The sequence below is a fragment of the Kitasatospora sp. NPDC057198 genome, from assembly GCF_042670125.1.
In the GTDB taxonomy this organism is placed as follows: Bacteria; Actinomycetota; Actinomycetes; order Streptomycetales; family Streptomycetaceae; genus Kitasatospora.
In genome coordinates, this window is the sequence record NZ_JBHUWH010000182.1 from 1 (window position 1) to 14,121 (window position 14,121).

Below are 14,121 nucleotides of genomic sequence, written 5' to 3' on the forward strand. Positions count from 1 at the left end.
CGTCGATCCGGGCACCCTGGGGGTGAACCCGGCCCCGGGCGGGGCGGCACCCTGGGGGTGAACCCGGCCCCGGGCGGGGCGGCGCCCCGGCGGGCCCGGACTCCCGGTCGGGCAGGTGCCGGACCGGGGGTCGGTCACCGCCGCGTGGTGGGCCGGTCCGTGGGTGCCGGAGGGGCGGACCCGCCGACGGCGTCGCCACGAACGTCATCGCCGTTCTCCGTACGGCGGGCGGGGGCGGCGGTCGCCGCCAGGACGGCCCGCGCCGCACGTTCGCCGGCGGCCAGGGCGCCTTCGATGTGTCCGGCGTAGCGGGCGGCGGTCTCGGTGGAGGCCCAGTGCAGGCGGCCGTCCAGCGCGGGCTGCCGGTAGCGGGGGTGGCCGAAGAGCGAGTAATCGTTCAACCGGGCGACGGTGGAGGGGGACGTCCACTCCTCGGCGCTCCAGTCCTGCACGTACAGGTGCTCGGGGTGGGCGGCGGCCGGGCCGAAGAGGCGGGCGAGCTGGTCGGTGACGGCCTGCTCGTAGCCGGGTGCGACGGTGCGGGCGTGGGCGAAGCCGAACAGGGCGGCGGGGGTGCCGTCCGGCCCGGACATGTCGTGGATCTCCTGCAGCGGGCCGGTCCGGCTGAACGCCGCCCCGGCCAGGCCCGCTTCGCGCCAGAAGGCGCGGGGGTAGTGGGCGACGGCCTTGACGACGGTGCCCATCCACACCGGGGTGGCGCGGGCGAGGTGCGCGAGGTCGGCGGGCAGGGTGTCGGCGAAGTCGATGCGTTCCAGTGCGAGGGCCGGCGGCAGGGCCAGCACGAGGTGCCGGGCGCGCAGCGTCCCGCCGGACGTGTGGACGGTGACGCGGTGCCGGCCGTCCGGGCGGACGGCGGTGACGGGGGTGCCCAGGCGCAGCGTGCCGGCGGGCAGTGCGGTGGCGAGGGCGGTGGCGAGGCTCTGGGCGCCGGCGGTGAAGCGGCGGGCGGGGGCGTCGATCAGGTTGCCGGTCAGGCGGCGGACGCCGGTGGCCTCCTGCACGACGGTGTCACCGGCCAGGTGCTGGTCGAAGGCGGCGACGGCGTGAGCGTCCGTCAGGGCCCGTACGCGGTCCTCCCCGGACCAGAACCAGGTGGCTCCGAGGTCGAGGGCGCGCCCCGGGCGCGGCCCGGACACCGAACCGGGCACGGGCACGGGCACGGAGAGCAGGCGTCCGCCGACGCGGTCGCGGGCCTCCAGGACCACGGTGTCGAGCCCGGCGGCGAGGAGGCCGGCCGCCGCGGTCAGGCCGGAGGCTCCGGCGCCGACGACGATCGCGTCGTGGCCGTCGTGCTGGGACATGGGGTTCCTTCCGATCGGGTGGGCCGGGCAGTGCTGGGCCGGGTGTCCGGCGGCCGCTCCCGGTGCGGTCGCGGGGCGCCGCGGGGCGTTGCGGGGCGTTGCGGAGCCGCGGGGCGGCTGGGCGGGTGCCGTCAGGCGGCGTCCACGGCGTCCGCGGTGTCCGCGGTGTCCGCGGTGTCCGCGGTGTCCAGGACGACGCGGAAGCGTGCGGTGCCCGAGCGCAGCCGGTCGAGGGCTTCGGCGGCGCGCCGCAGCGGCAGGCGTTCGGCCACCGGGCGGATGCCGTGGGTGGCGGCGAAGCGCATCGCCTCCTCCGTCTCGCGCGGGGTGCCGGTGAGCTGTCCGGTGAGGGTGTGGCCGTTCATGACGAGCCGGGCCGCCGGGACGGTGAGGGAGCCGGCGTCGACGCCGACGAGGGTGAGGCGGCCGTGCGTGCTCAGGCCGGTGAGCAGTTCGTCGGCGGGGGCGGTGGAGGAGGCGGTGTAGACGATGAGGTCGGCGCCGCCGAGCTCCCGCAGGGCCGCGCCCGGGGCGCGGGCGGCGCTGTCGATGTAGTGGTGGGCGCCGAGGCGGCGGGCGGGTTCCTCGCGGTCGGTGCCGCGGGCGACGGCGACGGTCTCGTGGCCGAGGGCGGCGGCGAACTGGACGGCGAGGTGGCCGAGTCCGCCGATCCCGAACACGGCGACCCGTCCGCCCACCGGGGCGCCCGCGCGGCGGACGGCGTTGAACGCGGTCACGCCCGCGCAGCCGAACGGGGCCGCGTCGAGGAGGTCCAGGCCGTCGGGGACGCGGGCGAGCGCGTCGGCGGGCACGGTGATGCTGTCGGCCCAGCCGCCGGGGTAGGACAGGCCGGGCACCTTGCGCTCGGGGCAGTGGACGACGTCGCCCGCGCGGCAGCGCTCGCAGTGCCCGCAGCTGCCGCCGAACCAGCCCACGACCACCCGGTCGCCGACCCGCCGGCCCGCGACCCGCTCCCCCACCCCGGTGACGACGCCCGCGACCTCGTGGCCGGGGACGACCGGGAGGGCGGCGCCCGAGCCGGTGGCCGCGGCGGTCGCCAGGTCGGCGTTGCACACCCCGGCGGCCGCGACGGCCACCCGCACCAGGGTGCCGGTCGGCGCCTCGACCGCGGACCGGTGGAGGCGCAACGGGCCGCCCGGCTCCGTGACGGCCATCGCGGTGACACGCTCCGACATGCTTCCCCTTTCCCCCGGCCCAGCCGGTTCACATAGCTGCTGGTTATGCTGGAGCAGCAGAAGCCCCACCCTAGGCAGGCGCCCAGCAGCCCGGTAGGGGACGACGGCGAATGGAGCGATAAGCGGTGGCTATGACCGACCGGCTGAACCCGGAGGGGCTGCGGTACGCGCAGGCCGTCGCCGAGACCAGGTCGTTCAGCGCCGCCGCGCGGGCCTACGGCGTCACCCAGCCCGCGCTGTCCAACGGCATCGCCAAGCTGGAGGAGCGCCTGGGCGGCAAGCTGTTCGACCGTTCCCCGCGCGGGGTGGCCCGGACGGCCTTCGGTGCCCGGATGCTCCCGCTGATCGAGCGCGCGGTGCTCGCCCTCGACGCCGTCGCGGCGGAGGCGAGGCGGCTGACCGAGCCCGGCGGGCAGCGGATCCGGATGGGCGTCTCGCCGCTGATCGGCCCCCACCTGGTCGCCCGAGCCTTCGGCACCGTCCGCGACCTGCCCGCCCCCAGGGACCTCGTGCTGCGCGAGGACGACATGCACGACCTGCGCGGCGCCCTGCGCGAGGGCGAACTCGACATCATCCTGATCCCCGCCGTCGCCGCGATGCCGCGCTTCGAGCACCGGGTCATCGACGTGGAGCCGATCGTCGTCATCAGCCCCGGCACCGACGCCCCCGACAGCAACGGCCCCGGCCCCGGCACCGGCGACACCCACGGAGGCGGCTCCGACGGAGGCGCGCCGCTGGAACTCGCGGACGCCGCCCGGGAGCGCTTCATCCTCGTCCCCGACGCCTGCGGCCTGACCACCTTCACCCGGCAGCTCTTCCGGGCCGGCGAGATCCCGCTGCGCACCTACGCCGGGGAGGCCGCCAGCTACCGGGTCCTGGAGGACTGGTCGCGGCTGGGCCTCGGCTCGGCCTTGGTCCCCCGCTCCAAGCTCACCTCTCCCGACGTGCCCCACCGGCCGCTGGTCGACGCCGGACGGGAGGTGCAGATCTCCTTCGAAGCGGTCTGGAGCACCGAGTCCCCGCTCGCCGCGGACCTGCTCCACCTCGCCGATGCCCTGGCGGCCGCCCGCCGCTGACCGCGCCCCGGGGTCCCCCGCCCCGCCCACCGCGGACGGCGGGCGTCCCGCCGCGTGGTGGCGAGCAGTCCGCGGGCATACACATCCGCTATGCCTTGATTCACCACGGGCCTCTACCGGGACCGCACGATGCTCCCTAACGTTGCCGTTGGTCCCGGCAACCGACCGCCTCTCCGGAGAGCCGCCCCGCCCCGATCGATCCGAGACGACAGGCAGCACGATGCACGAACTCGACGAACTGCTCCGCGACTACGACCGGGCCCGCGCCTACACGGACGAGCTGTGGAAGGACCTCACGCCGGACGAGGTGACCTGGCGTCCGCACGAGGACTCCAGCGCCATCGGCTGGCACCTCGGCCACCAGGCGCACGTCGCCCACTTCATGGTCCGCAACCTCACCGCGGCCGAGCCGAGCCCCGATCCCGAACTGGACGGGATCATGGACTCGGCCAACCCCGAGAAGTTCCGCGGCGCGCTGCCGACCGTCGAGCGGCTCACCGCGTTCCGCGACACCGTCGCCGAGCGGGTCCACGCCCGGATCGGCGCCATCGCCGCCGGGCGGGTCGGCGCACCGTCCCAACTCGCCATCGTCGCGCACCACTTGCTGATCGCCCTGATCAACCACGAGTACCAGCACGACCAGTGGATCGGCGAGGTCCGCAGCGGCGCCCTCGGCCACCCGCTGCCGCCCGACCCCCGGTCGGACCGGCTGCGGCGCATCGACGGCTACCTCGTCCTCGGCGCCCCCGCCTGATCCGAACCCGGCTCCGTCCACCCGGCGGCCTCCGGAAACGCCCCGGAAGCACCCCGGGGACGCCCGGGAAGCGCCCCGGGGACGGCGGTGCCGCGGCCGGGCGGAACCGGTCGGCACCCCCGCCCCACCCATCTGGGATCCCAGATGTATCCTAGATGGGTGCCAGATTACCTGTCCTCTGCTGCCCTGGAAGCGCTGGAGCGCCGGCTGCGCAACTCCCGCCGCCTGAACGTCGTCCTCGCCGCCGTCTGCGTGTTCCTGCTGATCGTCGCCCTGGCCGGCGGCGGCTCCCGGCACCTGACCGGATCCGCGCCCGCCCCCGCGCCGAGCGGCACCGCGAGCGCCACCGGCACCGCGAACGCCACCGGCAGCGCGAGTGCCACCGGCGCCACGGCCAGCCGGACCACCACCGCCGACTCGCTGGCCCGGCGCGACCCGGCGGACCGGATGGCGCTGGGCCCGGCCGACGCACCCGTGGTCATGGTCGAGTACGCGGACCTGCGCTGCCCGTACTGCGCGCTGTTCACCCAGCAGACGCTGCCCGCCCTGCTGTCCGAGTACGTCGACACCGGCAAGGTCCGCTACGAGTTCCGCGACCTCGCGTTCTTCGGCGACCAGTCGGTGGACGGCGCGGTCGCCCTGCACGCCGCGGCCGACCAGGGGCGGTTCCGGGAGTACCTGACCACCCTCTACGGCGCCGCCCCCGACCACGGGCACCCCGACCTGCCGAAGGAGAGGCTGCTCGACTTCGCCCGCACCGCGGGCGTGCCCGACCTGGCGGCCTTCGAGACCGCGCTCGGCAGCGCCGACCTGCGCGCCGCCGTGACCACCGCGACCGAACAGGCCCAGGACCTGGGCGTCACCAGCGTCCCGTTCTTCGTCGTCGGCGACCGGGTGCTCTCCGGCGCGCAGCCCGCCGACGCGTTCCGCGAACTGCTCGACGACGCGCTCGCGAAGGCGGGCGGCACCCGGTGAACATCGGCTTCGCCGGGGCCTTGGCCGGAGGGGTGCTGACCCTGCTCAGCCCCTGCTCGGTGATGCTGCTGCCCGCGTTCTTCGCCTACGCCTTCACCGCCCCGGGCCGGCTGGTCGCCCGCACCGGGGTCTTCTACCTCGGGCTGCTGGCCACCCTGGTGCCGGTCGGCGTGCTGGCCGGCGGCCTGGGCTCCGCCGTCTCCGAACACCGGGAGCTGCTGGTCGGCGCCGCCTCCTGGACGGTGATCGCCCTCGGCCTGGTGCAGCTCTCCGGCCTGACCCTGCCGACCCTCGGGCAGACCCGGACCGGCGACCTGACCTCGAACCTCTCGGTGTTCCTGCTGGGCAGCGTGTACGGGGTGGCGGGGGTGTGCGCGGGGCCGGTGCTGGGTTCGGTCCTCGCGCTGGCCGCGCTCGGCGGCACGCCCCTGTACGGCGGCACCGTGCTGGCGGTGTTCGCGTTCGGCATGGTCGTGCCGCTGTTCCTGCTGGCGCTGGCCTGGCCGCGGCTGCCGTGGGTGCGCCGCGCGGTGCGCCCGCGCGAGGTGCGCCTCGGCCGGTGGCGCAACACCGTGACCCAACTCGTCGGCGGCGCGCTGGGCGTGGCCCTGGGCGTGCTGCTGCTGGCCACCGACGGGACGACGTCGCTGGGCGGCCTCCTCGGGGCCTCCGACCAGTTCGCGGTGGAGACCCGCACCCTGGACGGGGCCGCCGCCGTCCCCGACCTGGCGGTGGTCGGGCTGGCCGTGCTGGCGCTGGGCGCCGCCTGGTTCGTGCACCGCCGCCGCGCGCGGGCCGCGGCCGGGCCGCGGGACGCCGATGGGTGAGCGCGCCGCGTGCCCGCACGGTCGTCCGTCCGGGCCCGGGTCGGGGAAGATGGAGGCCATGTCGACAAGCGAGAGCGCCGCCGAGCGGGCCTACGCCGCCCTCCGGGCCGGGATCCTGGACGGGACGCACCGGCCCGGGACGATGCTCGGCGAGGCCGGCCTCGCCGCCGAGCTCGGGGTCAGTCGCACCCCCGTCCGCGCCGCCCTGGTCCGGCTCCAGGACGAAGGCTGGATCACCGTCTACCCCAAGCGCGGCGCCCTCGTCCGCGGCCTGGACGGCAAGGACGTCCAGGACCTCGCCGACGCCCGGCTGATCCTGGAGAGCACCGCCGTCCAGCGCACCACCCCCGAGCGCCGGGCCGCGCTCGCCACCCGCCTGGGGGCCGAGGTCGACCGGCAGGAGAGGGTGCTGGCCGACGGCGACCTGCCCGGCTTCATCGAACTCACCGTGGCCTTCCACCGCTCCTTCGTCGAGGCCGCCGGCAACCAGGTCCTGCTGGAGCTGAACGACCGCCTCGCCGACCGCCAGCGCTTCCTGCTGTTCAGCTACGGCGAGCAGTTGATGGAGCGCTGCGCCGACATCACCGCCGAGCACCGCGCCCTCGTCGCCCGCCTGGCCGCCGACGACATCCAGGGGTTCTCCGACATCCTGCGCTCCCACGTCGGCGACACCTACGGTTTCGACCTCCGCCACCTGCGGGTCTGAACGACCCGGCGGCCGGGCCGCCTGGTCCGTCCGGCGGGTCACGCACTCCGTCCGGGGGAAGCCGGAAGGTCACGCGCTCTCCCCCGGCCAGGCGAAATCCCGGCTCCAGGCGGCGCAGGTCGGCGGCGGCGCCGTGCCGCGGGCGGCGGGGCTTCGTTTGCATGGGCGGCATGTCAACTCTTCGACACGGGCGTCACCGCACGCTCCGGTCCGACTCGCTGCTGCCCTGGGTGCGGCAGACCTGTGCCCCGAGGCGGCGGCCCGCCCTCTCGTCCGCCGCCTGGCGCTCGCTGGCGGCGGTGACCGCCCCGGCCGGTCTCGGCCTGCTGGCCGGGCGGCCCGCCGAGGGGGTGATGGTGGCGCTGGGCGCGCTCTCGGCGGTGCTGACCGATGTGGCGGCCGCCTACCGGCACCGGGCGGTCACCATGCTGCTGCCCCAACTGCTGGGCGTGGCGGGGGCGTTCGCGACCCTGACGGCCGAGGGGACGGCGTTCGCGCCGTACCTGCTGCCCGCGCTGGGGGTGCCGGCGGGGGTGCTGGCCTGCCTGGGCCCGGAGGGTTCGCTGGGCGCGATGATCCTGCTGATGGACGCCCAGGTGGCGCTGGACCTGCCGCTGCCCGGTCCGCTCTGGCTGCCGCCCGCGCTGATGCTGCTGGGCGGCCTGTCGGTGGTCGTACTGGCGCTGGCCGGGCGGCTGTTCTTCCGCGGCCGGGCCGAACGGGCGCTGCTGGCGCAGTGCCTGACGGGCTGTGCGGCGGTGCTGGAGCCGGACGCGGCGGGCCCGGCCGGGACGGCGCGGCGCCGGGCCCTGCACGACCTGCTGGAGCGGGCCCGGCACACCGGCGCGGTCGGCGGGGGCGCGCTGGCCCGGCACCTGCCGGGTCTGCTGGCCCTCGCCGGGACGGCCTGCTCGGCCGGGGCCCGGGGCCTGGCGGCGGATCCGGCGCTGGCCGGGCGGCTGCGCGCCGAGGCGGAGCGGGTCGCGGCCGGGCGCCCGGCGCTGGGGTCGGCGTGGCCGCCGGGGCGCGGGCCGCTGGACGTGCGGCTGCTCCGGGCGGCGCGGGCCGCGGTGCTGCCGGGGGACGGGGTGGTGCCGGGGGACGGGGAGGCCGTCCCGGTGGACGGCCGGCGGGCGGGAAGGCTGGCGGGGCAGCGGGCGGAAAGGCCGGCGGGGCGGCGGCGGGCGGTGGTCCGGGCGGTGCTGGCGGACCCGCAGTCCTGGCTGTGCGGGCTGCGGCTGGGCCTGGCGCTGCTGCTGGCGGGCGCGGCGGCCGCGTACTTCGACCTGCCGCACCCGTACTGGGCGGTGCTGAACGTGACCTTCGTGTGCCGTCCCGACATCGGGCCGGTCACCGGGCGCGCGCTGGAACGGTTCTGCGGGACGGCACTCGGGGTGCTGGTCAGCGGGCTGGTGCTGGCCTGCGGCGGAACCGGCTGGGTGCTGCTGGCGGTGCTCGCACTGGCGGCCGGGCTGGTCCCGGCGCTGTCCGGCACCGGCTACCTGTACCAGGCGGCGGCGCTGGCCACGGTGGTGCTGATGGTCACCCAGGTCGCGGGCGATCCGGCCCTGCCGCTGCTGCTGCCCTGCCTGGCCTGCTGCGCGATCGGCTGCCTGGCGGCGGTGCTGGCCTGCGAGTCGGCCGGGCCCCGGCACCGGCAGCTCGCGGTGGCCCGCCGGCTGGCCGTCGCGGTCGAGCAGACCACGCTCGCGCTGACCCCGCGCCACTCCCGCACCGTGCCCGCCCCGCACCTCCAACTCGCGGTGGCCCGCGCCGAGTTCGAGCGCGCCCGGCGGGAGCCGCCGTGGCGGCGGGGGGCGATCGACCGGTGGGCCGCGCTGATCGAGGAGGTGGAGCGGACGGTGGACACCGCCCTCACCCTCACCCCCGCCGACCACCGCCACTTCGACCGCACCCGCCACCGACTGCACCGCCTGGCCGAGCAGTTGCACCACCTCGACGGCCACCACCCGGCCGGGCCCGCACCGCTCGCCCCGTCCGCACCGTCCGCCCCGTCCGCGCCGCCGGCACCGCGGGCTCCCAGGATCGGACGCGGCGCCCGGACCGCGTAGCGGCCGCGCGACGGGACGGCCGGGGCCAGGAGGGTCGAGCCGGGGAGGTCAGGTGGTGGGGCGCAGGGCGTCGGCGACAAGGTCGAGGAGCGGGCCGGTCTGCTCCGGCTCGTTGCCGGCCCTGGTGGAGAGGAAGACGCCGAGGAGCATCATCGTGACCCGTTCGGCGGGCACGTCGTCGCGCAGCGTGCCCGCCCTCGCCCCGGCGTCGAGGATCAGGGCGATGGTCGCGGTGATCCGTTCGCGGGTGGCCGGGGTGGCGATGGTGCCGGAGGCCCAGCCGGCCCGGAGGGTCTCGGAGATGCCGCGCTTGGCCGCGAAGAACGCGGCGTAGCCGTCCATCCAGGCGCGCAGCGCCGCTTCGGGCGGGAGTTCGGCGAGCAGGGCGGGCGCGCTGGCAACGACGGTGTCGAGTTCGGTCGCGTAGATGGCCTCGACGAGTGCTTCCCGGGTGGGGAAGTGGCGGTAGAGCGTGCCGATGCCGACCCCGGCCTCGCGGGCGATGGCGTCCAGAGTGGCCTTGCCGTCGGTCGCGGCGAAGGCGTCCCGGGCGACGGCGAGCAGGCGTTGACGGTTGCGCCGGGCGTCGGCCCGGGGCGCCCTTGCGCCCGCGGGGGCGGGGCGGGGATCGGGAGCAGGCAAAGCGGAGGCCCTCCGTTTAGTGCTACGGTGACGATAACGGAGTTCCTCCGTTTACCTCCATCGTCTCACGGGAGCGAGATATCGCCATGCCCTCCACGATCGGATCCCCGCAGTCCACCGCCTCCGGCGCGGAACGGGCCGGCGGCCCCGGCACGCTCGCCGGCCGCACCGTCTCCCGGGTCGGCTTCGGCGCCATGCAACTGCGCCGCCTGGACCACGCGGCCGCGGTCGCCCTGCTGCGCACCGCCGCCGAATTGGGCGTGGACCACGTCGACACCGCCCAGTTCTACGGCGCGGGCTCGGCCAACGAGGCGATCGGCGCCGCGTTCACCGACCGGGACGGCGTCCTGGTCGCCAGCAAGGTCGGCGCCGAACCCTCCGCCGGCCGGCTCCCGGTGCAACTGGCCCAGCGGCCCGAACAGCTCCGCTCCGCCGTCGAGGACAACCTCCGCAGCCTCGGCTGGGAACGGATCCCGCTGGTCAACCTGCGCCGCGCGGGCCACGGCCCGGGGCTGCGCGCCGAGGGCGACCAACTCGTCGACCTGGACGACCAGTTGGCCGTCATGACCGAACTGCGGGACGCGGGCAAGATCGGCGCGATCGGGCTGAGCAGCGTCGGCGCCGACGAACTGCGCCGGGCCCTCCCGGTGGGCGTCGCCTGCGTGCAGAACGCCTACAGCCTGGTGTCGCGCGAGGACGAGGACGTGCTGCGGCTCTGCCTCGCCGAAGACATCGCCTGGGTGCCGTACTTCCCGCTCGGCGGCGAGTACGCGGGCGTGCCGAAGGTCGCCGACGAGCCGGCCGTGCTCGCCGCCGCCCGCCGCCTCGACGTCTCCCCCGCACAGATCGGCCTGGCCTGGCTGCTGCAGCACACCCCGAACACCCTCCTGATCCCCGGCACCGCCGACCCCGACCACCTGCGCGCCAACACCGCAGCGGGCACGATCACCCTCGACCCGGAGACGCTGGCCGCGCTGGACGCTGTCCCCTCCCGCTCCGGGGACATCGAACACGCCTGAGCCCCGCGAGCGCGGGGAACAGTTCGCGAAGACCCGGCCGTCGCCGGTCTGCTCGGGGCCATCCCCGCGAGCGCGGGCAGCAGACGATGCGGGGCAGGTCGACGCCCAGGGCGTAGGGGCCATCCCCGCGTGCGCGGGCAGCAGGGTTCTCCTCGTTCCGGTGGTGTCCCCGTCCGGGGGCCATCCCCGCATGCGCGGGCAGCAGCACTGCGACGGCGGCTGCGTGGTCCGCCCCATCGGGCCATCCCCGCGTGCGCGGGCAGCAGGCTTGCCGGCCTGCGGAGTTGCGGGCCGAGACCCCGCAGGGCGTTCGCCTCCGCGGATTCTGCCACGACCGCGCCCTCCGCGTGCGGCTGGTGCGGATCAGTCGAGGTCGAGGGGGATCACTTCGTCGGTGACGGGTACCAGGCAGCGGGTCTCGCTGCAGGCGCCGTAGCTGACGACCACTTCGGCCCGGTGGGAGCCGGTCTGGCGGACCGGCAGGGTGAACGTCACGGGACCGTCCGGGTAGACGGGCAGTTCGACCTCCAAGCCGGTCGGGCGCAGTTGGCGGATCTCGCGGTCGGTGGCCGGGGTGCCGTCCGCGGTGAGGTCGCCGCGGACGGACAGCCTGGTCGGGATGCCCAGTCCGTCGATGCCCTGCGGGGGGAGGTCGATGCTGTAGAGGTGGAAGCCGGCCTGCTCCGGGCTGAAGGTCGCCCGGACTTCGCGCCGGCCGCCGGACGTGGACACCAGGGTGGCCGTGACGGTGACCCCGTTGGCGGTGGTGTGCGCCGTGGGCTCCGCGGGCCGGTCCGTTCCGCAGCCGCCGAGCAGGAGGGCCGTTGCCGCGGCGGCCCCCAGCACGGACCAGGGGCGGGTGCGGGGCCTCACTGGTCGCCGGCGGGCGCCCAGCGGGTCAGGAAGGCGCTGACCTGGCCGGCGTCCATGCTGCTGGCGTTGGCGAAGGCGCCGTCGTCGGTCGCGGTCCGCAGTTCGCCGTTCGACTTCAGGACGGCCAGTGCCGGGATCCCGCTGGTCTGCAGGTCGACGTACTGGGCGGCGACGTCGAGGTTGTGGTCGAACCTGCCCACGTCGACGGCGACCACGACGTAGTCCTTCTGCAGCAGTGGTTCGACCTGCGCCGAGCGGAACATCACGTCCAGCGCCCGGCAGTCCGGGCACCAGTCGGCACCGAAGTCGACGAGGACTTCCCGGTGGTCCTTCGCGGCCTCGGCGAGGGCCGCCCGGATGTCGGCCTCCGCGTCGCGGCCGGCGTCGTACCCGTCGGGAATGCCCCGGGCGGCCGTCGGGCTCGCCACCGGGAGGGGGCTGCTGGGCGAGGCGACCGCGGCCGGGGACGTCACCGCCGCGGCGACGGACGCCTGCGCGGTGGCGGCGGTGGCAGCGGTGGCGGCCGGGGTGGCGGCGGTGGTACCGGCGCTCGAGGCGCAGCCGGCGGTGAGCGCGACCCCTGCGATCGCGGCCGTCATGCCGAGGCGTATTCGGCGCATGGGGTTCCCTCCCGTAAGTGATCAGTCGCAGGAGGATAGCGGGAACGGCCCGCCCCCGTTCACGCACCCCGCCCCCACCCCGCCCCCACCCCGCCGGCTCTGCCCGTCCGCCCCGTCCGCTCCGCCCCGTACGCTCTGCCCGGAGCGAATCTGCGCTGGGCAGAGAAGCCTTCGCCCGGGGGCTGCGGTCGCCGACAGTGGAGTGACCGACCCTCCGTCAGCACCGGGAGACACGATGACCCCACTGCCCAGCACCTTCCCCCACCGGCTCCGCCCGCGGGCGGAGGACGGTGACACCCCGCCCAGCCCGTTCGACGACCACCTGGCGGCGCTGCTGCTGGCCCGGCGGATCGTGCTGCTCGGCACCCAGGTCGACGACGTGTCGGCGAACCGGGTGTGCGCGCAGTTGCTGCTGCTCTCGGCGGAGGACCCGCGCACCGACATCAGCCTGTACATCAACAGCCCGGGTGGCTCGGTCACGGCGGGGCTGGCGATCTACGACACCATGCGGCTGATCCCGAACGACGTGTCGACCCTGGCGATGGGGTTCGCCGCCAGCATGGGGCAGTTCCTGCTGACGGTGGGCGCGCGGGGCAAGCGGTTCGCGCTGCCGAACGCGCGGATCATGATGCACCAGCCCTCGGCGGGCATCGGCGGCACCGCGTCGGACATCGAGATCCAGGCGGAGAACCTGGAGTACACCAAGCTGGCCATCGAGCGGATCACCGCCGAGCACACCGGGCAGAGCCCGGAGACCATCGCCCGGGACGGCGACCGGGACCGCTGGTTCACGGCCGAGCAGGCCCGCGAGTACGGGATGGTGGACCGGGTGCTGGAGACGCTGGCGGAAGTCGGCAGCACCGCGTCCCGTCGACGGGCGGGGCTGTGACATGGCCTCCTACCCGATTCCCTACGTGATCGAGCGGACCGCGCAGGGCGAGCGCTCGTACGACGTGTTCAGCCGGCTGCTGAACGAGCGGATCGTCTTCCTCGGCACCGAGATCGACGACGGCGTCGCCAACGTGGTGATCGCCCAGCTGCTGCACCTGGAGTCCTCGAGCCCGGACGAGGAGATCGCGGTCTACCTGAACTCGCCCGGCGGGTCGTTCACCTCGCTGATGGCGATCTACGACGCGATGACCTTCGTGCGGTGCCCGATCGCCACCTACTGCGTCGGGCAGGCGGCCTCCACCGCCGCGGTGCTGCTGGCGGGCGGCGACCCGGGGCGGCGTTCGGTGCTGCGGCACTCCCGGGTGCTGCTCGGCCAGCCCGCCAGCGGCGGGCGGCGGGGGACGGTCTCCGACCTGAGCCTGGCCGCCAAGGAGGTGCTGCGGATCCGTTCGCAGGTGGAGGAGGTGCTCTCCCGGCACACCGGCCACCCGGTGGCGACCCTGCGCGCCGACATGGACCGGGAGAAGGTGTTCAGCGCCGAGGAGGCCGTGGCGTACGGCCTCGCCGACCGGGTGCTGAACAACCGTCTCCCCGACGCGGGTTGAGGGCAGGGCCTGGGCGGCCTGGGCTGCCACCCAGGCCCCCAGGCCGCCCAGGCCGCTCAGGCCGCCAGGCAGAACCCGCCGTACCGGCCCGCGGACGCCGCCCGGCCCGCCGCCGCCGTCCGGCCGCGCAGCGCGGTGGCGGTGGCGGTGGCGGCGGCAGTGGCGCTGTGCACCGCGACGAGTTCCCGCTGCACCAGCGAGAGCACGTCCCCGAGGCCCAGGCCGAGTGCCCGGGCGGCGGCGGCGAGCACCTCGGAGGAGGCTTCCTTGCGGCCGCGCTCCAGCTCCGACAGGTAGGGCACGGAGATCCGGGCGGCCTCCGCGACGTCCTTCAACGTCCGCTGCTGGGCGAGTCGTTCGCGCCGCAGCACGTCGCCCACCACGTCCCGCAGCAGGGGTTCCCTGGGCGCCGGGGCCGCCGGCGCCTCGGGCCGGGGGCGCAGCGGGAGGACACGGGCCGGGGCGGGCGAGGCGTGAGTGCTCATCCTCCCAGCCTAGGCACCGGGCGCCGGAAGGAAAGTCCGCGCCGCTCTGCTCTCAGCC

15 protein-coding genes are annotated in these 14,121 nt (G+C 75.9%); 9 read left to right on the forward strand and 6 right to left on the reverse strand.

Annotation, left to right across the window (positions count from 1 at the left end; translation table 11 throughout):
• Positions 1-134: 134 nt before the first annotated feature.
• Both ACFUEL_RS20790 and ACFUEL_RS20795 read right to left on the reverse strand, forming a co-directional pair.
• The gene (locus tag ACFUEL_RS20790) at positions 135-1,322 is read right to left on the reverse strand and encodes a flavin monoamine oxidase family protein (protein ID WP_380237891.1); all 1,188 of its coding nucleotides are present in this window, start codon (positions 1,320-1,322) and stop codon (positions 135-137) included.
• 131 nt (positions 1,323-1,453) lie between these two features.
• Positions 1,454-2,518, reverse strand: coding sequence for an alcohol dehydrogenase catalytic domain-containing protein (locus ACFUEL_RS20795; RefSeq protein WP_380237892.1), 1,065 nt, complete (start codon positions 2,516-2,518; stop codon positions 1,454-1,456).
• Between the two features lie 131 nt (positions 2,519-2,649).
• On the opposite strand from ACFUEL_RS20795, the gene ACFUEL_RS20800 reads away from it, so the two are divergent.
• The 6 genes from ACFUEL_RS20800 to ACFUEL_RS20825 all read left to right on the forward strand — a co-directional run bounded on the left by ACFUEL_RS20800 (position 2,650) and on the right by ACFUEL_RS20825 (position 8,928).
• Positions 2,650-3,594, forward strand: a complete 945-nt coding sequence (locus ACFUEL_RS20800) for a LysR family transcriptional regulator (RefSeq protein WP_380237908.1) — start codon at positions 2,650-2,652, stop codon at positions 3,592-3,594.
• Positions 3,595-3,814: 220 nt separating this feature from the next.
• Positions 3,815-4,348, forward strand: a complete 534-nt coding sequence (locus tag ACFUEL_RS20805; RefSeq protein WP_380237893.1) for a DinB family protein — start codon at positions 3,815-3,817, stop codon at positions 4,346-4,348.
• A 159-nt stretch (positions 4,349-4,507) separates the two neighbouring features.
• A complete protein-coding gene (locus ACFUEL_RS20810) occupies positions 4,508-5,323 on the forward strand; it encodes a DsbA family protein (protein ID WP_380237894.1) in 816 nt (271 codons plus the stop codon).
• Positions 5,320-6,150 carry a cytochrome c biogenesis CcdA family protein gene (locus ACFUEL_RS20815; protein WP_380237895.1) on the forward strand — a complete coding sequence of 277 codons (831 nt, stop codon included), beginning with the start codon at positions 5,320-5,322 and terminating at the stop codon, positions 6,148-6,150. Before ACFUEL_RS20810 ends, ACFUEL_RS20815 begins: the two co-directional genes overlap by 4 nt.
• Positions 6,151-6,208: 58 nt before the next feature.
• Complete coding sequence (locus ACFUEL_RS20820; protein WP_380237896.1) at positions 6,209-6,856, forward strand: GntR family transcriptional regulator; 648 nt, start codon at positions 6,209-6,211, stop codon at positions 6,854-6,856.
• A gap of 170 nt (positions 6,857-7,026) precedes the next feature.
• Entirely contained in the window at positions 7,027-8,928 is a 1,902-nt protein-coding gene (locus ACFUEL_RS20825; protein ID WP_380237898.1) for an FUSC family protein, read from the forward strand.
• A 48-nt stretch (positions 8,929-8,976) separates the two neighbouring features.
• Here the strand turns inward: ACFUEL_RS20825 and ACFUEL_RS20830 are convergent, their stop codons facing one another.
• Positions 8,977-9,570 carry a TetR/AcrR family transcriptional regulator gene (locus tag ACFUEL_RS20830; RefSeq protein WP_380237899.1) on the reverse strand — a complete coding sequence of 198 codons (594 nt, stop codon included), beginning with the start codon at positions 9,568-9,570 and terminating at the stop codon, positions 8,977-8,979.
• A gap of 86 nt (positions 9,571-9,656) precedes the next feature.
• Here ACFUEL_RS20830 and ACFUEL_RS20835 point away from each other — a divergent pair, with 86 nt between their 5' ends.
• On the forward strand, positions 9,657-10,589 hold the full coding sequence (locus ACFUEL_RS20835; protein ID WP_380237900.1) for an aldo/keto reductase: 933 nt from the start codon (positions 9,657-9,659) through the stop codon (positions 10,587-10,589).
• 363 nt (positions 10,590-10,952) lie between these two features.
• Here the strand turns inward: ACFUEL_RS20835 and ACFUEL_RS20840 are convergent, their stop codons facing one another.
• Both ACFUEL_RS20840 and ACFUEL_RS20845 read right to left on the reverse strand, forming a co-directional pair.
• Complete coding sequence (locus ACFUEL_RS20840; protein ID WP_380237901.1) at positions 10,953-11,462, reverse strand: hypothetical protein; 510 nt, start codon at positions 11,460-11,462, stop codon at positions 10,953-10,955.
• Positions 11,459-12,082 carry a thioredoxin family protein gene (locus ACFUEL_RS20845; protein ID WP_380237903.1) on the reverse strand — a complete coding sequence of 208 codons (624 nt, stop codon included), beginning with the start codon at positions 12,080-12,082 and terminating at the stop codon, positions 11,459-11,461. The genes ACFUEL_RS20840 and ACFUEL_RS20845 overlap by 4 nt, the downstream gene beginning before the upstream one ends.
• A gap of 235 nt (positions 12,083-12,317) precedes the next feature.
• Between ACFUEL_RS20845 and ACFUEL_RS20850 the strand changes: the two genes are divergently transcribed.
• Positions 12,318-12,971 carry a ClpP family protease gene (locus ACFUEL_RS20850; RefSeq protein WP_380237904.1) on the forward strand — a complete coding sequence of 218 codons (654 nt, stop codon included), beginning with the start codon at positions 12,318-12,320 and terminating at the stop codon, positions 12,969-12,971.
• Position 12,972: 1 nt separating this feature from the next.
• Complete coding sequence (locus ACFUEL_RS20855; RefSeq protein WP_380237906.1) at positions 12,973-13,578, forward strand: ClpP family protease; 606 nt, start codon at positions 12,973-12,975, stop codon at positions 13,576-13,578.
• 56 nt (positions 13,579-13,634) lie between these two features.
• Here the strand turns inward: ACFUEL_RS20855 and ACFUEL_RS20860 are convergent, their stop codons facing one another.
• Entirely contained in the window at positions 13,635-14,063 is a 429-nt protein-coding gene (locus ACFUEL_RS20860; protein ID WP_380237907.1) for a helix-turn-helix domain-containing protein, read from the reverse strand.
• Positions 14,064-14,121: the final 58 nt, after the last annotated feature.